This window comes from Bradyrhizobium sp. USDA 3397 (assembly GCF_054060965.1).
Genome location: NZ_JBSSDS010000001.1, coordinates 8,045,288 through 8,066,882, shown reverse-complemented (window position 1 = coordinate 8,066,882; position 21,595 = coordinate 8,045,288). Strand labels below are relative to the sequence as shown.

Sequence of the window (21,595 nt, the reverse complement as noted above, 5' to 3'; positions counted from 1 at the left end):
CTTCCCATTCGTCAACGCAAGCCGCCATCGCCGATAATCGTGTAAGGCGCCCAGAACAGCGGATGCGCATAGGCAAACTCTGTCTTGCCCTCGCTGTTGAGATAGCCGGGACCATCGACAAGAGCCATCGTCGCCTGGCGCAGCGCTTCGCTGCGCGACAGCTTGGGATCGTCGGCTTGCCGCTTGAACAGGTCCGTCACCAATTGCCGCGCCGACTGGGAGTGCACCGACCAGTTCGTCACCAGCAGGGCGCGCGTGCCGGCGTAGAAGAACGCGCGGCCCAGCCCGGAGGCCGCCTCGGCCCCTGCGCCTGCGCCGGCGCCGGTATTGCAGGCCGACAGCACGACCCAGTCCGCATCGAGCTTGAGACCGAGAATCTCTTCCATCGTCAGCAGTCCGTCGCCACCCTCGCCCGTCACCACCGGCGACGACAGAGCGAGTGCCGGCTGCGTCAGTCCGTTGAGCTCGCCCGGGACCAGACCGTGGGTCGCAAAGGCCAGGATTCTGAAGCCGGAGAGATTCATGGTCTTCACCGCGCTCTCGGTCGCGCTCTTGCCGAGAAACAGCACCTTCGAGGGATCCGCCTGCAAGGCCAGCGCGATCGACTTCAACTCATCGGCGGTGTCGGGCAAACGGGGCAACAGACCGAGTTCGGCGCTATCGACGCCGTCGAGCTTGGGACTGTTGCGCCGCTTCAGCGGCCCGCCGCGCGTGATGTTGCCGCCGGCATCGGCGAGCTGAATCTTCTCACCCGTGCCTTCCGCCTCGGCGTGCTGATCGCTGTTGAAATAGGGATCGCCGAACGCGACGAGGTCGCCGCGGCCGGGCTTGCCGGGCGGCAACTGCCGCAGCGTGCGCAGCGCCGCCGCCGACGGCACCGTGGACACGGCATGGGTTCGCGCCAGCCACGGCACGTTGCGATAACCGACGAAGAGCGGGTCTTCGTCGGCGGCCACCTCCGCCGGTGCCGTCGGCAACAAGGCGAGCGGCAGCAGGCCCAGCGCACCGTTGGTGACGACGATCAGGTTCTTGGCCGGCTTCCAGCCGCTCTCGACCGGCTTGAGCAGCAGCTCGTACAACTCATGGCCGAGCTTGAGATCGAACGGTGGAATGTCCGAGATCATCGCAGCCTGTGGCTCGAGCGCTTCACGCAGCTTGCGTATCTTGCTCTCGATGTCGCCGATCCTGGCCTGGACGGCGGCGAATGCCACCGGCCCCGACTTCGGCACGGCCCAGACGAAGCTGCCGTTCTGGCCGAAATAGAACGACAGCATGGCCTCGCCGTCGGTCAGCGTCGCGCGGATCTCGGCGACGCTCGGCGGCCTGGGCGAGACGAGATCGGCATAGGTCGGGAATTTCTGCTTGATCTCCTGGCGCGCCTTGTCGCGCTGGCCGCGCAACGCTGCAATCGAGGCCTGTATCTGCTGCACGCCTTTCTCGTCGCGTTCCGCTGCGGGAAGCGCGAGCACGTTGTTAAGTGTACCGAGCTGGGCGTTGACCTGCTTGCTCAGATCCTGCTCTTTCCGCACGAGCTCGGCGAGCGCGGGATCCTTTGCCGCCGCACGCGCACTCGAGGCAGCCAGCGCCTGCTGCACCGAGCGGCCGCGGACGGCATCGGCCAGGCTGAACGTCTCTTCGCCGACATTGGTGCCGCCTCCTTCCACCCTGCCGAGCAGCAGCAGATAGCTCTCGACGATGGTCTGCAGCCGCTGGCTGCGCGCGGCCACCACCGTCGTGTTCTCGTCGTCGGCGTTATCGTTGGCGCTCGCCATCATCACCGGAATGGCGGCCCTAAACTCGCGGATTGCGTCGGCATCGCGGCGGGCGCGCATCAATCCGACCGCCAGTGTGCCGCGTGCCGAGGCGGCGTCGAAATGATTCTCCCCCACCCGGGCGATCTGCCTCTTCACGAGCTGCTCCGCGGCGGCAATGCCGGCGTCCAGCTGTCCGGAATCATAGAGGGACAGGATGCGAGATGGATTGAGCTCGAACACCTGGCGGCGCTGCGGGTCCCAGCCGGCGACGGCCTTTTCGATCCTCGCAAACATTTCGCCCGCTTCGGCGTTCTGGCGGCGAAGCGTCAGGATGCCCGCGAGCTGCGACAGCAACTGCACCGTCGCCTGCGAATCCTCGGGCACACCCACGGTCTTGTTGATATCGAGGGCGACACGGCCGAGCTTCTCGGCCTCTTCGTAGCGGCCCTGATCGACCAAAATGCCCGCCAGCCCCATGACGAAGCGCGGCGTGATCGGATTGTACTTGCCGGTATCCTTCAGGCGCGAGAGCAGCGCGCGGCGCGCGTCCACCTCGGCCTCGGCCAGCCTGCCCTGCTTCGCCTTCATGCGCGCCTGGCTCAACACGGTGCCATCGATCGCCTGCAGCAGAAGGGTCTCGGCCGGCGCACTGTCCGACGCCATGATCGCCTTCGTGCTTGCGCGCTTGCGCAGCTCGGCGGTGCGATAGGCGGCCTCGGCGTCTGCGAACTGTCCGCGCGCCTCGAAGATCGCGGCGCGAGTGAGCTCCAGCTCGCCTTCCCAGCTCTGGCCGAACTTCGCATAGGCCGCACGCCAATTGGGATGGCCGCTGGTGCGGGCCTCCTGGATCGCGGTCTGGCTGCGGCGGAGATAGGCTTCGGCCTGTGCGAGGTCGCCCATCTGGATGAGAACGACCGCGATCCCGCGGTTCGTCACGAACTGAAATCCCTTGGCGCCCGGCATGCTGGCCGATTCGCGCAAAAGTCTCTGCATGATCTCGAGCGCGCGCTTCGGATCGCCCGCGAGCGAGTGTTGCAGGGACTGGAGCTGCAACATGCGCCCCAGCAAATTCGGGCCGACGGCGCCGCGCCCGACCTCCACGGCCTTGTCGGCGTCAGCCATCGCTTCGGCGAGCCGGCCGAGCTGCGCGCGTGCATTGGCGCGATCGAAATAGAGCTGCGCGAGGTCCTGGCGGGATTCCTTGCCCGTGGGCACGGAGTCGGCCTCCGACTTCAATTCCGCGATCATCTTCTCGTTGGGCTTATCGCCGTCGAGGATCGCCGTGATGTCGGAGATGCTGCGCGGCGGGGCGACGAAATCCTTCGGCAGTGCCGTGCCGGCTTCAAGCTTGGGAGCAGTCTCCTTTGGAAGCTCGACGGCGACATTGGCGCGGCCATTGGCGGCGTTCAGCGCCGCCATTGTGCAGGCCCTGACCTGGGGCGAGGCCTTGGCGCGGCAAGCTTCGAGATTGGCGCCGCCGGCGCGCATGCAGGCCTGCACGATCGGCTTGCCGACGCTCATCCGGCAATTCTCGAGCGCTGCTTCCTTGGTCAGCGCGGTCGCGGAGCAGGTCGATCCGAGCAGAATGGCAACTGCCAACAGGTGGCGCGAGGAAATGTCCAGACGGCTCTTGCGCGGATGCGCGGCGTTTAAGCTCATCTCGAAGGACCTTTGGATAAAATGAATTCGAAGAAACGAGCGATCCTATCCGGCCTGCGCGGAAGGACAAGGGCCATCAATGCGGTTCCCGGAGTCCTCGACGGGTCGGGCGGCTACAGGCGGCACGGTCACGTGGAACCGGTCAGGCGGCCCGGGGAATCGGGCCGATCGGCCGCGGGGCGGCCGCGCTCAAAGGGCTGAGGACGCGTGCTTAGCCCTTCGAGACCACCGCGCGACCATAGGGCGGTTGCCCCTGGACCGGCGGATTGGCGGTTTGGGCGGCGAGCTCGCCGATCAGGCGGTCGGCATCGGCGGCCATGCCGTCGGGAGCCTGGATCACCAGGCGCTCCAGCGCCCAGCGGTAGGACGAGATGCGCTGCTCCAGGCATTGCTGCACCCACTGGATGATCAGCGAGTTCTCCTGCATGCGCGCGACCGCATCGTCCCTCTCCCTCGGCGACAACGCGGAGACACGCGCCATGCTGGCATCGCGCTTCCTGTCGAGATCGATGACGCGGATCGCGGATGCGAAGAACGGCTCGAAGCGGGTGATGTCGTTGCGCACGTCCTCGATCAGCTGCGCGTAGCGCGAGGAATGCGAGCGGTGCGGCTCGTCGATCAGCGTGCGCCCGTACATGGTGCGGTCGAACACCACCTTCTGCCGCCACGGCGAGGGCAGCGCCTTGTAGTCGCCGAATACGCTCTTCCATGCGGGTCGCGACAGCGGCGGCTCGATCATGGGATAGGCGAGATCGCGGAGCTGGCGCTCTTCGTCGGTGAGCTGGAATTGCGAGGGCTTCAGGCCGACGCTGGAGGTGACCTCCGCACCGAGCCAGCGATGCATGTCGTCGCTGCGCATGCTCTCGCGGGTACGGCCGAAGTCGCCGCCGCTACACGCTGCGAGCGAGGCGCCGAGCAGCGTGAACAGGACGGCCGATAGGACAGGCCGGATCTGGCGGATGACGTCCGGCATTGCATGAAGCCGGATGTCAGCGGCGGCGACGACGGCGCCCCGGCGCTGTGCCCTGCTCCGGTCCGCGATCGCCGCTGGTTTCGTCCGCCTCGCGCTCGATTCGAATCACGGGAAGGATCAGGACCATTCCCATGTCCGCGCGCGGAACGACATCCCCCGACGAGCCCACCCGGCGACCGGCCGGAAATTCGATGATGGTCCCCATGTCAGCTCTCTTCAATTGCCGCGCGACCGAACGCGCCCCTGCAACATGCATTCATTAAGATCAGCTCATGGTTAACGGGGTGTAAACGGGCCGCTTCAACCGTAGCCGCACGGACCGCGCCGCGCCGTCCCGTTGCGGCACGACAAATGCTCAAATTGCAGGGCCGGCTTCACGCCTCGTTTTCCTTAACGAGGCTTTAAACGAAGCTGCGCTAGGCTCGCCACCAAGTCTTTCCCGAGTTGCGTACGCCTCCATGACCAAGTCGCTGTTTCCCGGATTCGACGGGCTGATGACCCTGTCCCGTCGCGAAGGTGTCGATGTCCGTCCGACGCTGCTGCGCGTGCTGACCGACCTCTACGTCCAGACGAGCACCCACAGCGACGACGAGCAGCGGCAATTCGTCGAGCTCGCCACGCGGCTGATCGACCAGGTCGACGATGCGACGCGCGCGGCCGTCAAGGCCCGCCTCGCGGTCTATCCGCAGACGCCCGTCCCGATCCTGCAGAAGCTAGGCCTGGTCGCCACCCAGGAAGGCCGCAGGGTTCCACTGGCCCGGGAGATCCCCGCCCCGCCGCGCGCGTCTGCTTCGGCGCGCGTGCCGACCGAGGCCGAGCAACGCATGGCCGCCAACTTGGCGATGCAGCCGAAAGAGGCGGCCGAGATCCACGACATGTTCTTCCGCGCCGGCGCCTCCGAGCGCGCGCTGATCCTGCACAATCTGGCGCAGACCCCGCTGAAAGCCGCCCCCCGTATTCCGACCGTGCGCGCCAAGCGCGCGATCCAGATCCTGGAGATGGCGGCGATCGCGGGCGATATCGAAAGCTTCACCTTCGAGCTCGGCGACAGCCTGATCCTGCCCTCGCGCGTTGCAGCCCAGATCGTCGATGATGCCGGCGGCGAGGCGCTTGCCGTCGCCGCGCGCGCGCTCGACATGCCGAGCCCGGTGTTCCAGCGCATTCTCTTGTTCTTCAAGCCGGAGATCGGCACGTCCGTGACCGCCGTGTACCGTCTGTCGCGGCTCTACGACCGCCTCGCCGAGCGATCGGCGCTGGTGATGCTGGCGGCCTGGCGCGGCTCGACGCTCGCGGTCACCCGCGCGAAGTATCAGTCCTCGCTGCATGACGGGGAGCGCCAGCGCGCACGTGCCGGCGCGAGCCAGACGCGGCCGGGCGTGCAGCCCGGCTCGAGCCCGGCGGTGCGGACGGGGACTAATTCGTCGGATCGCTGATTTGCTTACGCCGCCTCAGCGAGCGGCAGCGGTGAGGCACGCAACGAACTCCAACCCCATCATTGCGAGCAATGACGGTTGAGGCTACGCCTTCGCCAATTCCAGAAAATGCCGGCCCGCGCGATCCTCGGTCTCGACGATCCAGGCATCCGGATCGAAGCGGATTTCCTTGATCAGCCGCTCCTCGATCGTGTGATCCGGCAGAGGCTGCGGCGCGACAGGGACGAAGAAGCGATCGACCGGCCGGCCGTCGTCATAGACGGTCTGCGGCGCCGGCGCATACAGCATCGCATTGCCGTCGAGCAGCGACACCTTCACGAACACCGCGCCCGCCTCCTCGGCACCGCGACGCCGCACGGCGCCGAATACGCCCTCGGTCTGGCAGCGGCGCAGGTAAGCAGCGACCCATATGTTGGATTTCAAACGCATGAATCGTACGATAGGCCAGTGCCGCCATCAGCACCAGCCTTGCGCGGGAGCGTGACAATCATTCGACCGGATGGCCGATCGCGGCGGCGAGCTCGCGCAGCAGACGGTCGGAGACTTGGCCGGTGACCTGCATCTTGTGCTCGCGCTCGAACTTCTGGATCGCGGCCTGGGTCTCGCCGGTCATGCTGCCCGTGATCTTCAGATTGCCGTAGCCGTATTCCGACAGCGCGCGCTGCACGCCGGCAATGCGGCGTGCGGCCGGGCTTTGCGCCGGGATCGGCGCCGGCGGACGCAGGGCCGCGGGCGGCGTCGAGGTGGTCGCCTTGACCAGATTGGTCATCGGATCATTCGAGCGCGTCGAGGCGGTCGCCTCGACCGGCTTCTCGGGCGGCTTCTCGGCGGCACGCTCGGGGGGTTTGGGCTCGACAGGCTTGGGCTCGACGCGGAACTCGGTGGCGCGCGGCTCGAGCGGCGAGGTATCGGCGCCGACGGGACGTGGACGCGGCATGGGATTCGACAGCGGCACGGACGACGGCGCGGGAAGATTGATCACCGTGCCGAACATCGGCGCGGGGTGCCGGCCGGTCTGGAGGAACAGCGCATTGGCAACGATCGCGGCGATCGCGGCGACGGCGACGAGGCCTGCCAGCGTGTCCTTGGGGCTGTGCAGCAGCACGCGCATCACGAGGTTGCGCTCGGTCTCGACGTCGATGACCGCAGCTTTGGCGCCACGGCGGCGCGGAGCGGCTTCGTCCTTGGCAGACTTCTTAGGCACTTTTCTTCACCAGAGCGGGTTGGTCCTGAGACTGGTCGTGAGCTTGGTCCTGAAGATCCTGACGCAGCGCCGGCGTCAGCGTCGCAATCTTGCGCTCGGCCGGCTTGGCTTGCGGCGGCGTGTAGACGAGCGGCAACTTGACGGTGACCGCGGTGCCCTCGCCCAACCTGCTTTGTACCGTCAATTCGCCGAGATGCAACGCCACGAGGCTCTTCACGATCGAAAGTCCAAGGCCGGTGCCCTCGTGACGGCGCTGATAGGTTGTGCCGGCCTGGAAGAACGGTGCGCCAATGCGCTTGAGATCGTCGGGCGCGATGCCGACGCCGGTGTCGCTGATGCGCAGCGTCAGCTGCGAACCGGACACGGCGGCCGATACGCAGACCTGACCGCCGCGCTCGGTGAACTTGATGGCGTTGGCGACGAGGTTGAGCACGATCTGCTTGAAGGCCCTGGGATCGCCAGTCATGACGGGCAGGTCCTGCGGCGCGTCGGTGATCAGGTCGATGCCGTTCTCCCGCGCCTTCAGCGCCAGCAGATTGCAGCAATGCAATAGCGAAGCGCGCGGCGCGAACGGCTCGGACGCGATCTCGAAATTGCCCGATTCCATCTTCGACATGTCCAGGATGCCGTTGACGACCGACAGCAGGTGCTGGCCGGAATCGTTGATCAGCTGGGCGTATTCCTTGCGCTGCGCAGCACCCAGCATCAGGGTCTGCTCCTGCGCGATCATCTCGGAGAAGCCGATGATGGCGTTGAGCGGCGTGCGCAGCTCGTGGCTCATGGTGGCGAGGAAGCGCGTCTTGGCGGCATCGGCCGCTTCGGCGGCGCTGCGCGCCTGGTCCAGCGCCTGCTCGAAAAGCTTGCGGTCGGTGACGTCGCGCATCACGGCAACGACTTCGGCTTCGCACGTGACGTCACGCGCGCCGTCCTGATCGAGCGGACGGCAGCGCATCTCGACCCAGATGAAATCGACCTGGCCGCGCTCGGCGGCGGGCTCGCGCCGCAGCCTGAACTCGACGCTGCGCACCTCGCCGCGCGCCGCGTCGGACAGTGCCGTGAGATAGGCCGGCCGATCGGCGACGTGGACGCGGTCGAACAGGCCGTGGCCGAGCAGTTGGGCCACCTGCATGCCGAGCATGGCCTCCACCGCCGGCGAGATGAATTGCACCGCACCGTTGCGCTGATGCCGCGAGATGACATCGCTCATGTTGCGCGCCAGCAGGCGGTAACGCTCCTCCTCGCGCGACAACAGCGCAACGCTGGTGCGCGCGAGCGATTCCGCGCCGAAGGCGAGACCGGCGGCATAAAGAGTGGCAGACGTGACGCCGAAAGCCATCAGCACGCCGCGCTCGGCGGCACTCGGCTCAACCACCGGCAACCAGCCGAGCTGGCTCACCAGGATCAGCATTCCGGCGCAGGACAGCGCGAGCAGCGAGGCGAACGCCGCGACGCGGCGCGAGGCCGACAGCGCAGCTTCGAGCGGAACCACGATCAGCCAGACCGCGGCGAAGGATTCGATGCCGCCCGTCGTGATCGCGACGGCCATGATCAGGCCGGCGAGCGCCAGCGACGACAGCACGTGCGCGCCCTCGTAACGGCCGGTGCGCGACAGGAACCAGGACAACATGATCGGCGCGATCAGCCAGGCAAAGGCCGCGACCTCGATCGCGCTCGGCGCGCCGCGCATGGCGAGATAGACCGGAAATGCAGCGAAGGCGGCTAGGCTGCCGAGCAGCCGCGGTGCCATGAAGGCGCGATGCCGTGCGCGCATCAGCGCATCGTAGCGCGCGGAGGGATGCAGCAGTGCATCGAGACAATCGCGGATGATACTCAAAACTGTCACGGGTCTCGCGCTTCGGCTCAATCGTCTCTTGGAAGACGCGCCGGAACGCCTCCTTGTCGTTGAGCTACCGTGTCAGAGCGACCTTAAACGAGTGCTAAGGCGGCACAGCGTGGGGCCGGACACCGCGTTATCGCGGAGCTTTTTAGACGATTTGGCGACGTCTTCGCTGCGAATGGTGAACGCAGGGTTTCACCCTGCTCCGCATGGTTTCGAATTGGTGGATGCGGGGTGGCCGGCAGAAACACGGGCGGTGGCGTCAATCGAAAATTTACCGGAACGTCGCTGCGGAAGAATTTTGCGTCAATTTTCCGCGAATTAAGCTCAAGGCAATCACTTGCGATTTATCGAGGATCGCTAGGTCCGACATCCGCGGGAGATCGCCGCGGGCGGAGTCTAACGGACAGGTCGATAAGATGCGCTTTCTGCTCCGCATCACATTCTGGCTCGGGCTGGTGCTGGTGCTCCTGCCGCGGGACAAGACGCCCGAATCGGACAAGCTGCCGCAGATCGGCGCCGCCGATGCGGTGCAGGCCGCGACCGCGGCCGTTTCCGACGTGACCCAGTTCTGTAAGCGCCAGCCGGCGGCCTGCGAGGTCGGCGGCCAGGCCGCGACCATCATCGGCCAGCGCGCCCAGGACGGCGCGAAGAAGCTCTATCAGATCATCAACGACAAGAAAGAGCAGATCACCAACGACAAGAACGACGGCGGCAGGAACGACGGCAAGACCGACAGCAAGAAGGCGCCCGACCATACCGGCTCGATCGCGCAGGCCGGCGAAGGCGATCTTGCAGCGAGCGAGGCGCCGCGCGATACCCTGACCCAGGATGACCTTGCGCTCGAATGGCGCGGACCGGGGCCGGCGAATTAGCGTCCAAGCCCTATCGATTTCAGGGCTTCGCGTCTCTATATTGGCGGTAAGCGGGAACTGCGGGCCGATATGACGACGATCGACGATATCAGGGACAATTTCGAGCTTCTGGACGAGTGGGACGACCGCTACCGGTACGTCATCGAGCTCGGCCGCACTCTGGAACCGATGCCGGAGGCAGAACACTCGGCCCAGAACAAGGTCCAGGGCTGCGTCAGCCAGGTCTGGCTGCAGAAGACGGTCGATCGCAGCAATGGCGAGCCGGTCCTGAAATATCGCGGCGACAGTGACGCCCATATCGTGCGCGGGCTGGTCGCGATCGTGCTCGCGCTGTATTCGGGCCGCACGCCGCGGGAGATCCTCGATACCGACGCGATCGCCGTGTTCAACGAGTTCGGCTTTCGCGATCATCTGACGCCGCAGCGCTCCAACGGCCTGCGCTCGATGGTCGAGCGCATCAAGACCGATGCGAGAGAGGCGCTCGCGGAAGCGACGTGAGCAAAGCCCGCTCGAGTGAGGAGCGCACGTACCGAACCACACAGCAAACTGCCGTAGGGTTGGCAAAGCGGAGCGTGCCCACCATTTGCGTGTGATTGGTGAGAATTCGTGGGCACGGCGCAAGAGCGCCTTTGCCCACCCTACGGGATCTCGGGCCTGAACTACTTCCCCTTCTTCCGCTGCTGCTGCCCGAGGCCCATCTGCTTGGCCAGTTGCGAGCGCGCCACCGCATAGTTCGGGGCGACCATGGGATAGTCGGCCGGCAAGCCCCACTTCTCGCGGTACTGCTCCGGCGTCATGTTGTACTGCGTGCGCAAATGGCGCTTCAGCGACTTGAAGCGCTTGCCGTCTTCGAGGCACACGAGATAATCGGGCGCGATCGACTTCTTGAGCGAGACGGCGGGCTTGGCCGGCTCCAGCGGCGCGGTCTCGGTGCGGCCTGACGAGACCCGCACCAAGGCGCCATGCACCTGACTGATCAGGTTCGGAATCTCGGCCGCCGGCGTCGGATTGTTGCGGAGATAGGCCGACACGATGCTCGCGGTCAGCTCGATGAAATTCTTCGCCCCCGCATCCGACATGCGCCCCTCCCTTGTCCGCTTGTGGTTACGGGATTGACGCCACCGAAGTATTCACTGTCAAGAATACATTCGGCTAGAACACGACAACTGACGACGATGCACTGATTACTGGTGAAAGGCGCCGCTTTACTTCAGCGGACCGCCTCAACCGCGCTGGTCGAGATGGGCGCGGAGCTCGTCGATCGAGGCAAAGCGCATCATGCCCTCCGGCATCTGCGCCTCGATGGAGCCATCGGAATAGAGCGAATAGGCCATGCCATCGACGACGCCGGACTTGAGCACCGTCACGGGTGCGGGCTCCACGGGCGGCGGCTCGGGTGGCGACGGTGGGGCGGTCTCTGCGGGGGGCGACGGCGAGCGCGGCGGCGGACGGCGCGGGGCGGCCTGCGGCTCCGACGCGCGCGTACGGTCCGGCTTCGGCCAGGCCACGTCAAAGCTCGCAGGCGGCGGAAAGTTGGGAGCCTCACCCGCCTCCGCAGGCGGCGGCGCAACTTCACCGGATTTCGCCTCCGCGCGCTCGCGCTCCTTGCGTGAGGTCGAGGCGAACAGCAGGTTGCGCCGGCGCGACGCTTCCGGAGCGGGAGGCGGGGTCGGGGCTTCCGGCTCCTGCTGCGGTGCCTCGGCATGCGGCCGCTCGCGCGCGGCAGCTTCGCTCTGCCATGGCGGCGGACTTGCGGGCGGTGGCGGCGGCGCCGGCTCGGCTCTCACCGCCGCAGCGGGCACCGGCTCGGGCGCGACTACGCCAGGCACAGCGAGGCCCGGCAGCGCGGGCCTGACCCGAACCTCGGATGGCGCGACCGCACCGGCCAGCCGGCGTGCGATGCCCCTGAGCTCGAGCAGCACCAGATGCAGGCCGATCAGTAACATTCCGGAGCAGACGCCAATGGTGCCGGAGACTATGAGAGTCCCGCCGAGGCTGAATTCCCTGATCGTCATGCCGAAAATCACCGCGAGGAGACCCGCCAGCACGGCGCAAATCCCCACGATCAGCAATGCCAAATTCATCGAACTCACCCCCGGCCGCGCATCCACGCGCGAGAACCGCTACGCCACGATACCGTCATACGCTGTTCCACGCCAACGGCCAATTCTGGGCAGTGTTCCTAAAGGGAAGGAAATCAGGGACTTATTCACATTCCCTTCAGCCGAGGCTCGCTACTGCTAAAGCTGCTCGCAAAGTCATCTGAATGGGTGCCAACCGGAATTGCTGCGTCGCATCAGGAATTTAGCCATAATGCCCAATTACTTGGTAATGGAACTGCGCTATAGGGAGTCCGGGGTTGAGGCCCGCGCGCGCCAGCAGGGCCAAAAGGGGATTCCGGGGCACCGATAGCCATGACATCCATCACGACTTCGGCGATCGACACGCCTCAGCGGCGCTCGATCGAACGGACTTGCGACGATCTCGCCATGCTGGTGCTGGCCGCGGTCGCCGTCATTGCGGGCTTGACCTTCCGCGACTACGGGCTCGGCTGGGATGACTACACCCACGCCGAATATGCCGACCTGCTGCTGCGCATGTTCGGTTCCGGCTTCAAGGACACCGCAGCACTCTCCTTCGCCAATCTCTACATGTATGGCGGCGGCTTCGACATGGTCGCGGCCCTGCTGCACAAGGTCATTCCGCTCGAGCTGTTCGAGACCCGCCGTCTGGTCGGCGCCATCGTCGGCGTAATCGGGCTTGCCGTGACATGGCGGCTCGGCCGCCGCATCGGCGGACCCCTTGCCGGTCTGGCCTCCCTCCTCCTGCTTGCGCTCTGCCCGACCTTTTACGGCCACATGTTCATGAACCCGAAGGATGCACCCTTCGCGGTCGCCATGGTCGTCCTGATGCTCGGCCTCGTCCGGCTCGCCGAGGAATATCCGCAGCCATCGCCGCGCACGATCCTGATCGTCGGCTTGGGGGCCGGCCTTTCGCTCGGCTGCCGTGTTCTCGGCGGACTCGCGCTCGTCTACGCCGTGGTCGGCTTCGTGCCGCTGTTGCTGGAGGAATTGCGCACCGAAGGTCCGCGCGAATCCGTTCGCCGCTTCGTCCATGTCGTCTATGTGCTGCTGCCAGGCCTCGTGCTCGGCTACCTCGTGATGGGCCTGATCTGGCCGTGGTCGATCATGGAGCCAGGCAATCCCTTGGCGGCGCTGACCTACTTCTCGCATTTCTTCGAGAAGCCGTGGAAGGAGATGTTCGACGGTGCGATCGTGTCGGTGCCCGACATGCCCTGGTCGTATCTGCCGACGCTGTTCGCCCTGCAGCTGCCCGAGGTGATGCTGGTTCTGATGGGCGGTGCGATCGTCAGCACCTTCGCCATGCTGCCGCGGCGCGAGGTTCCGGCGCGCCGCAAGACCATCCTCCTGATGCTGACGCTGGCTGCGACCCTGCCGCTCGCGATCGCGATGGTGAAGCGCCCGGCGCTCTACAACGGCATCCGCCATTTCGTCTTCGTGATCCCGCCGATGGCGGTGCTCGGCGGCGTCGCCTTCGCCCGGACCATGGAGCGCCTGCGGGCCAATCACCGCACTTGGCAGCCGGTCGTGCTCGCCACCTTCTGCTTCGGCCTTGCGCTGTCGCTCGCCGAGATGATCCGGCTGCACCCCTATCAATACACGCACTTCAACCACATCGCCGGCACCGTGCGCGGCGCCGACGACCGCTTCATGCTGGACTATTGGGGTCTCGCCCTGAAGCAGGCCTCCGACGGATTGCGCGAGCAGCTCGTCGAGCGCCAGGAAGTGCCGCCCGGCAACCGCAAATGGAAGGTGGCGGTGTGTGGTCCGCAGCGCCCGGCCCAGGTGGCGCTCGGGCCCGACTTCACCATCGGCTGGGATTCCAACGCGGCCGATTTCGCCATGACGCTCGGCGAGTTCTACTGCAAGGGCCTCACCGCCCCGGTCATGGTCGAGATCAAGCGCGACGACGTGGTGTTCGCGCGCGTCTACGACATCCGCGGCCGCGGCATTTCCAGCCTGCTGTCGATCCCGGCGCCGTAGGATTTCTCCGTATCCGTAGCCCGGATGGAGCGAAGCGTAATCCGGGACCTGTGGCATCGTGCGAGCTGCCCCGCATTCCGCTTCGCTCCATGCGGGCTACGCGCTCCATGCGGGCCACGCTTGACAGCCACGCTCCTCGCGCCTTGCCGCAAGCCTCTCCCGCGACTACGCTCCCGTTCCGCAACAACGAGGTTCGGAGAGATCAGCCATGTCGCCAGCAGAAGCTCGCCTGAGGGAAGTCCCCTCCAACATGACGGAGGCGGAGTGGCAGCAACGGGTCAATCTCGCCGCCTGCTATCGCCTGGTCGCCCTCTACGGCTGGGACGATCTGGTCGACACCCACATCTCCGCGCGCGTGCCCGGTCCCGACCATCACTTCCTGATCAATCCCTACGGGCTGATGTTTGAGGAAATCACGGCCTCCAGCCTCGTCAAGGTCGACCTGCACGGCAATCAGCTCTCCGAGAGCGAGTACAGCATCAACCCTGCCGGCTTCACCATCCATTCGGCGATCCACGAGGTGCGCGAGGACGCGATCTGCGTGCTGCACCTCCACACTCTCGACGGAACCGCGGTGTCGAGCAGCGCGGAAGGCCTCTTGCCCCTGAACCAGACCGCCCAGCTCGTCACCCACGACCTCGCCTATCACGACTATGAAGGCATCGCGCTCGACCACGAGGAGCGGCCGCGGCTGCAGAAGGATCTCGGCGACCACAACCACATGCTCCTGCGCAATCACGGCACGCTGACGGTCGGCCGCTCGGTCGCCTCCGCGTTCGAGCGCATGTACCATCTCGAGCGCGCCTGCTCGATGCAGGTGCGCACGCGCGCGCTCGGCACGCCGGTCTATCCGGTCGAGGAGATCGCGATCGAGAAGAACACGGAGCTGTTGTCGAACCGCGACCGCGCCGAGCTGCGCGCCACCAATCTCGTTTGGCCGCCCTTGCTGCGGAAGCTCGACCGCGTCAATCCCGGCTACAGGTCTTGAGATTTTCACGAAATTGAGGTAGTGTTTGCGTCGAACTACCTCTGCACGTATCGGAATGAAACGCCGCCCAATTCCGGGCGGCGTTTTTATTTGAGTCGTCATTGCGAGCGCAGCGAAGCAATGACGGGGTGAGGTCTCGTAGGGTGGGCAAAGGCGCATCGCGCCGTGCCCACCATCTTGCGGCTTGCGCGCGAAGTAGTGGGCACGCTGCGCTTTGCCCGCCCTACGGCACCGTGCGTTATTTCACCTCCGCCAGCGCGGCGAGGATCCTTGCCCAGGAGCGGATGCCCTTCTGGAAGCTCTGCAGGTCGTATTTCTCGTTCGGCGAGTGGATGTTGTCGTCGTCAAGGCCAAACCCCACCAGCAGCGAGTCGAGGCCGAGCGTGCGCTTGAAGTCGGCGACGATCGGGATCGAGGCGCCCGAGCCCATCAGCACGGTCTCCTTGCCCCATTCCTCCGCGAGCGCCTTGCTGGCGGCGGCGAGCGGCTTCATGGTCCAGTCGAGCGCGACTGCGGGCGCGGCAGAATGGTCGCCGAACTCGACCTTGCAATCGCCGGGAATGCGCGCCGTCACGTAATCACGGAAGGCCTTGCGGATCTTTTGCGGGTCCTGGCCCTGAACCAGGCGGAACGAGACCTTGGCCGAAGCATGCGAGGGGATCACGGTCTTGGAGCCCTCGCCGATATAGCCGCCCCAGATGCCGTTGACGTCGCAGGTCGGGCGCGTCGAGGCCTGCTCGACCAGCAGCCTGCCCTTCTCGCCAGCCGGGAGCGACAGCCCGACCGGCTTGAGAAAGGTCTCGGGCGTGAAATCGAGCTTCTTCCACTGCTCCAGGATATCGGGCGGCGTGTCCTTCACGCCGTCATAGAAGCCGGGGATGGTGATGCGGTTGTCGTCGTCGAACAGGCCACCCAGGATCTTCGTGAGCAGGCGGATCGGGTTCATCGCGGTGCCGCCGAACACGCCGGAATGCAGATCGCGATTGGCGGCGGTGATCTTGAGCTCTTCATAGAGCAGGCCGCGCAGCGAGGTCGTGATCGCCGGCGTGTTGCGGTCCCACATGCTGGTGTCGCACACCAGCACGTAATCGGCCTTGAACTCGTCCTTGTTGGCCTCGATGAAGGGCACGAAGTTCTTCGAGCCGACCTCCTCCTCGCCTTCGATCAGGAAGGTGACGTCGACCGGCAGCGAGCCCGTCACCTTCTTCCAGGCGCGGCAGGCCTCGACGAACGTCATCACCTGCCCTTTATCGTCCTCGGCGCCGCGCGCGACGATGATCTTGCGGCCGTCGGCATGATCGGTGACGACGGGCTCGAACGGCGGACGATGCCAGAGATCGAGCGGGTCGACCGGCTGCACATCGTAATGGCCGTAGAACAGCACGTGCGGCCGCCCGCCCGCGCCGGTCTTGCCGACGACGGCGGGATGACCCGCGGTCGGCCTCACCTCGGTGGCGACACCGAGGCTGGCGATGTCCCTGGCGAGATGCTCGGCGGCAGCCTTGCAATCATCGGCGAAGGCGGGATCGGCCGAGATCGACTTGATCCGCAGCAACGAGAACAGGCGCTGCAGGCTGTTGTCGAAATCCTTGTCGATGTGGTCGAGCACGGATTGGAGCTGCGCGTTGGCCATGATTGCTATCCTGGTTGTTTGAGTCTCAAGAGGTCCCGGGTTTTAGCGCCCGTGCGGCCTCGGGGCCAGCCGCAAGCGGCGGATGCCGGATGTGCCAGGCGAGACACCCTGCGAGGATGGCGGTCGCAGCGAGGTTGTTGCCCCAAGCCTGGAAGGCGAGCGGAAACCACGGCAGCGACAGCAGCATGAGGATGGCCAGTTCGCCGTATTGTAGTCGAGGTCGATCACATGCATGGGACGCGGCGGCTTGTTGGGATCGTCCAGGACCTAGCAGACCGGCAGGGGCTTAGGGAGTCGCCTCACTAGGATGTGTGACGTTCGGCCCCTTGCAGATCGCGAAAGGGGTCGATGCATGCTTGCCCGCCGGGCGCTCTGCCTAACGCCGTAGCAATCCGCCGAGCGCGCCGCGGACCAGCGTACGGCCGATCGAGCCGCCGAGCTGGCCGCCGAGCGACTTGCCGATATTGGCGGCCATCCCGCCGATCACCTGGTTGGTGACCGATCGCGTCACGTCGCGGGCAATGACCTGGCCGGTCGACAGACGACCTCGCTTGACGTTGGTGCCGAAGACGGTGCCGACGATCGAGCCGATCTGGCCAAGGATTCCGCCGCCTGCGCCGGCTCCACCATTTTGTGCGTCGGCAGGCGCAGCCGTGCCGGCTACGCGCTTCTGCAGCATCTCATTGGCGGACTCACGATCCACCGCGGTATCGTATTTGCCCCTCACCGGGCTCCTGCTCATGATCGCCTTGCGCTCCTCGGGCATGATCGGCCCGATCCGCGCCGTCGGCGGCCGGATCATCACCCGCTCCACCATCGAAGGCGTGCCGTTGCCCTCGAGGAAGGACACCAGCGCCTCGCCCTTGCCGAGCTCCGTGATCACCTTGGCGGTGTCGAGCTTCGGGTTGGGCCGGAAGGTCTGCGCCGCAGCGGCAACCGCCTTCTGGTCGCGCGGCGTGAAGGCGCGCAGCGCATGCTGCACGCGACCGCCCAATTGGGCCAACACCTTGTCCGGCACGTCGATCGGATTTTGGGTGACGAAATAGACGCCGACGCCCTTGGAACGGATCAGACGAACCACCTGCTCGATCTTGTCCATCAACGCCTTCGGCGCATCGTTGAACAGCAGATGCGCCTCGTCGAAAAAGAACACCAGTTTTGGCTTCGGCAGGTCGCCGGCTTCCGGCAATTCCTCAAACAACTCCGACAGCAACCACAACAGAAAGGTAGCGTAGAGCCTGGGGCTCTCCATCAGCTTGTCGGCAACCAGGATGTTGACGATGCCGCGACCGTCGCTATCGGTCTTCATGAAATCCTTCAGCTCCAGTGCAGGCTCACCGAAGAATTTCGTTCCGCCCTGGTTTTCCAGCACCAGCAGCTGGCGTTGAATGGTTCCAACCGTCGCCTTGCTCACATTGCCGAAGCTCTGCGCGGCCTTCCGGATCTCGGCTAACGGATCTTCCTCAGCATCCGGTCCCTTCTTGCCGCTGGCGGGCACGATCGCATCCAACAGCGATCGCAGATCCTTCATGTCCAACAATGGCAGGCCGTTCTCGTCCGCGACGCGGAATGCGACGTTGAGAACCCCTTCCTGCACCTCGTTCAGGTCGAGCATCCGCGCCAGCAATAGCGGCCCCATTTCGGTGACGGTGGCGCGGACCGGATGTCCCTGCTCGCCGAACACGTCCCAGAACACGGTCGAGAACTGGTCCGGCTGAAACTTGAGACCCATTTCGCCGGCGCGCTTGAGAATGAAGTCTTTGGCCTCGCCGACTTCCGAGATTCCGGAGAGGTCGCCCTTGATGTCGGCCGCGAAGACCGGAACACCGGCGCGCGCAAATCCTTCCGCCATCACTTGCAGCGACACCGTCTTGCCGGTTCCGGTTGCACCCGTGACGAGGCCGTGGCGATTGGCCAGCGCAAGCGTCAGCCAAGCCTGCTCGTCTCCCTTGCCGACGAAGATCTTGTCGTCGGTATCGCCGAGCTTGCTGTCCTGTGCGGTCATTATTCTCTCTGATCTCTCTGCCGAGTTTCGCGTCTCGAAACCCGAATGCACCAATTCCGTAGTTTAACGCATCTCGTGCGCCGATTAAATCGGTTCAGCGGCTCCTGCGCATGCGACATTGTCCGACCGGACGGACACGGTCAGCCCAAAGTAGCAACGAGGCGTTTCGCATAGCGGCAATTTTTCGCCGATTCGTTCTAGGCTCTTGCACGGCGGCAACACTTTTCGCGCGTTCGCGACGGCGCCTGCGTTCATCGCTTGTATTTCACGTCACACCGGCTCAAGATCATTTTCGAAAGCAATATTCCGGCATGCAAACCGGCTGAGGGGCGGGGTCTTATGGACGAGCTGATCGGACGGCTGGCGACAAACGCCAGCATAGATGGTGCTGTCGCTGAAAAGACCGTCGGCATTATCCTGGCCTTCCTTCGCAACGAGGGCCCTTCCGACAGTGTGCAGGCCCTGATCGACCAGATCCCCGGAGCGGAAGCTGCGATCGAAGCCTCCAAGAGCGGTGGCGGTCTGTCGCGGCTGATGGGCGGCGGCTTGATGGCCGTCGGCACCCGCCTGATGGGCCTGGGGCTCGGCATGTCCGAGATTCAAAACGTCGCCCGTGAACTTTTCCGCTACGGGCGAGACAAAATCGGAGCGGATCAGATGGGCAAGATCATCGCGGGGACGCCGGGCCTCAGCCAGTTCGCCTGAGCGACGCTTTTCATATCGAGTATCATGACATATCCGATTTCCGAGATTGAGGGCCTGCCGGCCTTTGCCGCCAACAAGTTGAAGGCGCAAGGAATCCGCACCACCGACGCGCTGCTCGAGGCGGCGTCCACCGTGAAGGGCCGCAAGGCGCTTTCGGCCAAGACCGGCATCAGCGAGCAGCAATTGCTGGAATGGGCCAACGTCTCCGACTACATGCGCATCCCCGGCATGGGCAGGGCCAAGGTCGGGCTCGTCCGCGCCGCCGGCGTCACCACCGTGCGCGAGCTCGCCTATCGAAATCCGGCGAGGTTGGCGCAGAGCATGCGCGAGGCCAACGAGAAGAAGAAGCTGGTCCGCGTCCTGCCTTCCGAGAAGTCGGTCGGCGACATCATCGCCAAGGCCAAGAAGCTGCCGCCGAAGATTACGTACTAAGCTGCGGATCAAGCCGGAGAGGTGGGGTACCACTGCTCCCGCATCGTCATTGCGAGCGCAGCGAAGCAATCCAGAATCTTTCCGCGGTGACACTCTGGGTTGCTTCGCTGCGCTCGCAATGACGGCGTGTGGGCAAAAACATCGCATCCTTTCGGCCGTCTGTGCGCATCGGAATGGCCGCGAATCGCCCTCAATCCCGGCTTGACACCCCCTTCGCGACCGCGCAAAGCGGGCCGCATGAATGCCTCGCCCTCCCCTTCCGTCCCGCCGGCCGGCTCGGCCGGGATCGGCGCACTGCGGACGCTCGTGGGCGGGCCGCTTCCTGCGGTGATGGGCGTGCTCAACATCACCCCGGATTCCTTCTCCGACGGCGGCGAGTTCACCGCGCCGGCGCGGGCGCTGGAGCGGGCGCGGGCGATGATCGCCGCCGGCGTCGACATCATCGATATCGGCGCCGAATCCACCCGGCCCTACAAGGGCGCCCGGCCGGTCACGGCGGCGGAAGAGCTCGCGCGGCTGAAGCCGGTGCTATCGGACGTCGTGGCGCTCGGTGTGCCCGTCTCGATCGACAGCATGAAGGCGGAGGTGGTGGCCTTCGCGCTCGACCAGGGCGCGGCGATCGCCAACGACGTTTGGGGCCTGCAGCGCGACGCCGGCATGGCACCGCTGATCGCCGCCAGGGGCGTTCCGGTCATCGTCATGCACAACCGCGACAGCGTCGATCCCGCCATCGACATCGTCGCTGATATCAAGACATTCTTCCTGCGCTCGCTCGATATTGCCGCGAAGACAGGCATCGCGCGCGAAAAAATCGTGCTCGATCCCGGGATCGGCTTCGGCAAGACCGCCGAGCAGAGCATGACCGCGCTGGCGCGCTTGCGCGAGCTCGACATGTTCGGCCTGCCGATCCTGGTCGGCGCCTCTCGCAAACGCTTCATCGCCTCGGTGTCGCCGTCCGAGCCATCGGAGCGGCTCGCCGGCTCGATCGCGGCGCATCTGGTCGCCGCGCAGCGCGGCGCCAAGATCATCCGGACCCATGACGTCGCCGAAACCCTGCAGGCCCTGCGGGTGGCGCAGGCCATCGAGAGCAAGCAATGACCGACACGATCTTCGTCACCGGCCTGTCGATCCATGCCCGCCACGGCGTGATGGATCACGAAACCGAGGTCGGCCAGCGTTTCGTCATCGATCTCGAGCTCTATACCGACCTGTCCGAGCCTGCGCGCAGCGACCGGCTCGCGGACACGGTGTCCTACGCCGATGTCGTGACGACGACGACGGCGGCGTTCAAGAATACCAATTACAAGCTCCTGGAGCGCGCGGCCGGCGCGGTGGCCGATGCCATCCTGTCGCACTTTCCGCGCATCCGCGCCGTGAAGGTCACCGTGCACAAGCCGCACGCGCCGATCGCCGCGATCTTCGACGATGTCGGCATCGTGCTGACGCGCTCGCGGCATCCCTAGCATGGCGAGCGTGCTGATCGCACTTGGCGGCAATGTCGGCGACGTCCGCACGACGTTCAAGAAGGCGATCGCGCATATCTGCGGCATGGCACAGGCGGCGCTGATCGCGCGCTCGTCCGACTATGCCACCCCGCCCTGGGGCGACGAGGACCAGGATCCCTTCATCAATGCCTGCATCGAGATCGAGACCAGCCTCGATCCGCATGCGCTATTGTTCGTGCTGCAGAAAGTCGAGCAGAAATTCGGCCGCACGCGCGAGAAAGACCGGCGCTGGGGCCCGCGCACGCTCGATCTCGACATGATCGCCTACGACGATGTCTCCTTGCAGAAGCCCGATTTGACGCTGCCGCATCCGCGCCTGTTCGAACGCGCCTTCGTGCTGGTGCCGCTGGCCGAAATCGCACCTGACCGCGTGATCTCAGCCATTCGTGTGCGTGACGGGCTCGCCAGCGTCTCGACGCAAGGGATTGAGCGGCTTCCGGATACCGGTTAACCAAAAACAACCGTTTGCAGGAACGGTCCGCCATGGCAATTTCGCCTGCGAATAACAAGATTTTCGGGAGCCCCGCG

Annotated in this window: 20 protein-coding genes; 10 read left to right on the top strand and 10 right to left on the bottom strand. The window is 65.4% G+C overall.

The features are described 5' to 3' along the window. Positions 1-11 precede the first annotated feature (11 nt). The 3 genes from ACVWYQ_RS37450 to ACVWYQ_RS37440 all read right to left on the bottom strand — a co-directional run bounded on the left by ACVWYQ_RS37450 (position 12) and on the right by ACVWYQ_RS37440 (position 4,591). Positions 12-3,413: a CHAT domain-containing tetratricopeptide repeat protein gene (locus ACVWYQ_RS37450; RefSeq protein ID WP_456727076.1), complete on the bottom strand. Its 3,402-nt coding sequence runs from the start codon at positions 3,411-3,413 to the stop codon at positions 12-14. A gap of 211 nt (positions 3,414-3,624) precedes the next feature. Then, positions 3,625-4,386 carry a hypothetical protein gene (locus tag ACVWYQ_RS37445; RefSeq protein ID WP_456727075.1) on the bottom strand — a complete coding sequence of 254 codons (762 nt, stop codon included), beginning with the start codon at positions 4,384-4,386 and terminating at the stop codon, positions 3,625-3,627. 16 nt (positions 4,387-4,402) lie between these two features. Continuing rightward, positions 4,403-4,591 (bottom strand): hypothetical protein, encoded by a 189-nt coding sequence (locus tag ACVWYQ_RS37440; protein WP_456727074.1) that lies wholly within the window; start codon positions 4,589-4,591, stop codon positions 4,403-4,405. Between the two features lie 253 nt (positions 4,592-4,844). Here ACVWYQ_RS37440 and ACVWYQ_RS37435 point away from each other — a divergent pair, with 253 nt between their 5' ends. After that, positions 4,845-5,819, top strand: a complete 975-nt coding sequence (locus ACVWYQ_RS37435; protein WP_275509084.1) for a DUF2336 domain-containing protein — start codon at positions 4,845-4,847, stop codon at positions 5,817-5,819. Between the two features lie 84 nt (positions 5,820-5,903). On the opposite strand, the gene ACVWYQ_RS37430 is transcribed toward ACVWYQ_RS37435, so the two are convergent. The 3 genes from ACVWYQ_RS37430 to ACVWYQ_RS37420 are packed head-to-tail and all read right to left on the bottom strand — an operon-like array spanning position 5,904 to position 8,866. After that, a complete protein-coding gene (locus ACVWYQ_RS37430) occupies positions 5,904-6,248 on the bottom strand; it encodes a DUF1491 family protein (protein WP_225149869.1) in 345 nt (114 codons plus the stop codon). Positions 6,249-6,306: 58 nt separating this feature from the next. Further along, positions 6,307-7,023: a peptidoglycan-binding domain-containing protein gene (locus tag ACVWYQ_RS37425; protein ID WP_456727073.1), complete on the bottom strand. Its 717-nt coding sequence runs from the start codon at positions 7,021-7,023 to the stop codon at positions 6,307-6,309. Further along, positions 7,016-8,866, bottom strand: coding sequence for a sensor histidine kinase (locus ACVWYQ_RS37420; RefSeq protein ID WP_271545234.1), 1,851 nt, complete (start codon positions 8,864-8,866; stop codon positions 7,016-7,018). Before ACVWYQ_RS37420 ends, ACVWYQ_RS37425 begins: the two co-directional genes overlap by 8 nt. A 413-nt stretch (positions 8,867-9,279) precedes the next feature. Between ACVWYQ_RS37420 and ACVWYQ_RS37415 the strand changes: the two genes are divergently transcribed. Further along, the gene (locus ACVWYQ_RS37415; RefSeq protein ID WP_271545235.1) at positions 9,280-9,735 is read left to right on the top strand and encodes a DUF5330 domain-containing protein; all 456 of its coding nucleotides are present in this window, start codon (positions 9,280-9,282) and stop codon (positions 9,733-9,735) included. 69 nt (positions 9,736-9,804) lie between these two features. Beyond that, positions 9,805-10,233: a SufE family protein gene (locus ACVWYQ_RS37410; protein WP_157282431.1), complete on the top strand. Its 429-nt coding sequence runs from the start codon at positions 9,805-9,807 to the stop codon at positions 10,231-10,233. A gap of 161 nt (positions 10,234-10,394) precedes the next feature. On the opposite strand, the gene ACVWYQ_RS37405 is transcribed toward ACVWYQ_RS37410, so the two are convergent. Both ACVWYQ_RS37405 and ACVWYQ_RS37400 read right to left on the bottom strand, forming a co-directional pair. Then, positions 10,395-10,814 (bottom strand): MucR family transcriptional regulator, encoded by a 420-nt coding sequence (locus tag ACVWYQ_RS37405; RefSeq protein WP_157282430.1) that lies wholly within the window; start codon positions 10,812-10,814, stop codon positions 10,395-10,397. A 144-nt stretch (positions 10,815-10,958) separates the two neighbouring features. After that, complete coding sequence (locus tag ACVWYQ_RS37400) at positions 10,959-11,819, bottom strand: DUF308 domain-containing protein (protein ID WP_271545236.1); 861 nt, start codon at positions 11,817-11,819, stop codon at positions 10,959-10,961. A gap of 330 nt (positions 11,820-12,149) precedes the next feature. Between ACVWYQ_RS37400 and ACVWYQ_RS37395 the strand changes: the two genes are divergently transcribed. Together ACVWYQ_RS37395 and ACVWYQ_RS37390 are read left to right on the top strand one after the other, a co-directional pair. Continuing rightward, positions 12,150-13,799, top strand: coding sequence for a glycosyltransferase family 39 protein (locus tag ACVWYQ_RS37395; protein WP_271545237.1), 1,650 nt, complete (start codon positions 12,150-12,152; stop codon positions 13,797-13,799). A 208-nt stretch (positions 13,800-14,007) separates the two neighbouring features. Beyond that, a complete protein-coding gene (locus ACVWYQ_RS37390; protein WP_271545238.1) occupies positions 14,008-14,787 on the top strand; it encodes a class II aldolase/adducin family protein in 780 nt (259 codons plus the stop codon). Between the two features lie 238 nt (positions 14,788-15,025). Here ACVWYQ_RS37390 and ACVWYQ_RS37385 read toward each other — a convergent pair whose 3' ends face one another. Further along, a complete protein-coding gene (locus tag ACVWYQ_RS37385) occupies positions 15,026-16,420 on the bottom strand; it encodes a M20/M25/M40 family metallo-hydrolase (RefSeq protein ID WP_157281489.1) in 1,395 nt (464 codons plus the stop codon). A gap of 376 nt (positions 16,421-16,796) precedes the next feature. Next, on the bottom strand, positions 16,797-18,425 hold the full coding sequence (locus ACVWYQ_RS37380; RefSeq protein ID WP_271545240.1) for a helicase HerA-like domain-containing protein: 1,629 nt from the start codon (positions 18,423-18,425) through the stop codon (positions 16,797-16,799). 339 nt (positions 18,426-18,764) lie between these two features. On the opposite strand from ACVWYQ_RS37380, the gene ACVWYQ_RS37375 reads away from it, so the two are divergent. From ACVWYQ_RS37375 to folK, 5 genes are all read left to right on the top strand, one after another. Further along, positions 18,765-19,130 (top strand): hypothetical protein, encoded by a 366-nt coding sequence (locus ACVWYQ_RS37375; RefSeq protein WP_057027235.1) that lies wholly within the window; start codon positions 18,765-18,767, stop codon positions 19,128-19,130. A 24-nt stretch (positions 19,131-19,154) separates the two neighbouring features. Next, a complete protein-coding gene (locus ACVWYQ_RS37370) occupies positions 19,155-19,562 on the top strand; it encodes a DUF4332 domain-containing protein (RefSeq protein WP_036005985.1) in 408 nt (135 codons plus the stop codon). Between the two features lie 237 nt (positions 19,563-19,799). Then, positions 19,800-20,660, top strand: a complete 861-nt coding sequence (gene folP / locus ACVWYQ_RS37365) for a dihydropteroate synthase (protein ID WP_271545241.1) — start codon at positions 19,800-19,802, stop codon at positions 20,658-20,660. Beyond that, positions 20,657-21,025, top strand: coding sequence for a dihydroneopterin aldolase (gene folB, locus ACVWYQ_RS37360; RefSeq protein ID WP_271545242.1), 369 nt, complete (start codon positions 20,657-20,659; stop codon positions 21,023-21,025). The genes folP and folB overlap by 4 nt, the downstream gene beginning before the upstream one ends. Before the next feature lies 1 nt (position 21,026). After that, positions 21,027-21,518 (top strand): 2-amino-4-hydroxy-6-hydroxymethyldihydropteridine diphosphokinase, encoded by a 492-nt coding sequence (folK, locus tag ACVWYQ_RS37355; protein ID WP_271545243.1) that lies wholly within the window; start codon positions 21,027-21,029, stop codon positions 21,516-21,518. Positions 21,519-21,595 lie beyond the last annotated feature (77 nt).

Coding starts and splice junctions, on each gene's coding strand:
- ACVWYQ_RS37395 (WP_271545237.1), top strand. CDS start 12,150: ATGACATCCATCACGACTTCGGCGATCGACACGCCTCAGCGGCGCTCG.
- ACVWYQ_RS37415 (WP_271545235.1), top strand. CDS start 9,280: ATGCGCTTTCTGCTCCGCATCACATTCTGGCTCGGGCTGGTGCTGGTG.
- ACVWYQ_RS37435 (WP_275509084.1), top strand. CDS start 4,845: ATGACCAAGTCGCTGTTTCCCGGATTCGACGGGCTGATGACCCTGTCC.
- ACVWYQ_RS37430 (WP_225149869.1), bottom strand. CDS start 6,248: ATGCGTTTGAAATCCAACATATGGGTCGCTGCTTACCTGCGCCGCTGC.
- ACVWYQ_RS37450 (WP_456727076.1), bottom strand. CDS start 3,413: ATGAGCTTAAACGCCGCGCATCCGCGCAAGAGCCGTCTGGACATTTCC.
- ACVWYQ_RS37370 (WP_036005985.1), top strand. CDS start 19,155: ATGACATATCCGATTTCCGAGATTGAGGGCCTGCCGGCCTTTGCCGCC.
- folP (WP_271545241.1), top strand. CDS start 19,800: ATGAATGCCTCGCCCTCCCCTTCCGTCCCGCCGGCCGGCTCGGCCGGG.
- ACVWYQ_RS37440 (WP_456727074.1), bottom strand. CDS start 4,591: ATGGGGACCATCATCGAATTTCCGGCCGGTCGCCGGGTGGGCTCGTCG.
- ACVWYQ_RS37385 (WP_157281489.1), bottom strand. CDS start 16,420: ATGGCCAACGCGCAGCTCCAATCCGTGCTCGACCACATCGACAAGGAT.
- folB (WP_271545242.1), top strand. CDS start 20,657: ATGACCGACACGATCTTCGTCACCGGCCTGTCGATCCATGCCCGCCAC.
- ACVWYQ_RS37445 (WP_456727075.1), bottom strand. CDS start 4,386: ATGCCGGACGTCATCCGCCAGATCCGGCCTGTCCTATCGGCCGTCCTG.
- ACVWYQ_RS37410 (WP_157282431.1), top strand. CDS start 9,805: ATGACGACGATCGACGATATCAGGGACAATTTCGAGCTTCTGGACGAG.
- ACVWYQ_RS37375 (WP_057027235.1), top strand. CDS start 18,765: ATGGACGAGCTGATCGGACGGCTGGCGACAAACGCCAGCATAGATGGT.
- ACVWYQ_RS37390 (WP_271545238.1), top strand. CDS start 14,008: ATGTCGCCAGCAGAAGCTCGCCTGAGGGAAGTCCCCTCCAACATGACG.
- ACVWYQ_RS37380 (WP_271545240.1), bottom strand. CDS start 18,425: ATGACCGCACAGGACAGCAAGCTCGGCGATACCGACGACAAGATCTTC.
- ACVWYQ_RS37400 (WP_271545236.1), bottom strand. CDS start 11,819: ATGAATTTGGCATTGCTGATCGTGGGGATTTGCGCCGTGCTGGCGGGT.
- ACVWYQ_RS37405 (WP_157282430.1), bottom strand. CDS start 10,814: ATGTCGGATGCGGGGGCGAAGAATTTCATCGAGCTGACCGCGAGCATC.
- folK (WP_271545243.1), top strand. CDS start 21,027: ATGGCGAGCGTGCTGATCGCACTTGGCGGCAATGTCGGCGACGTCCGC.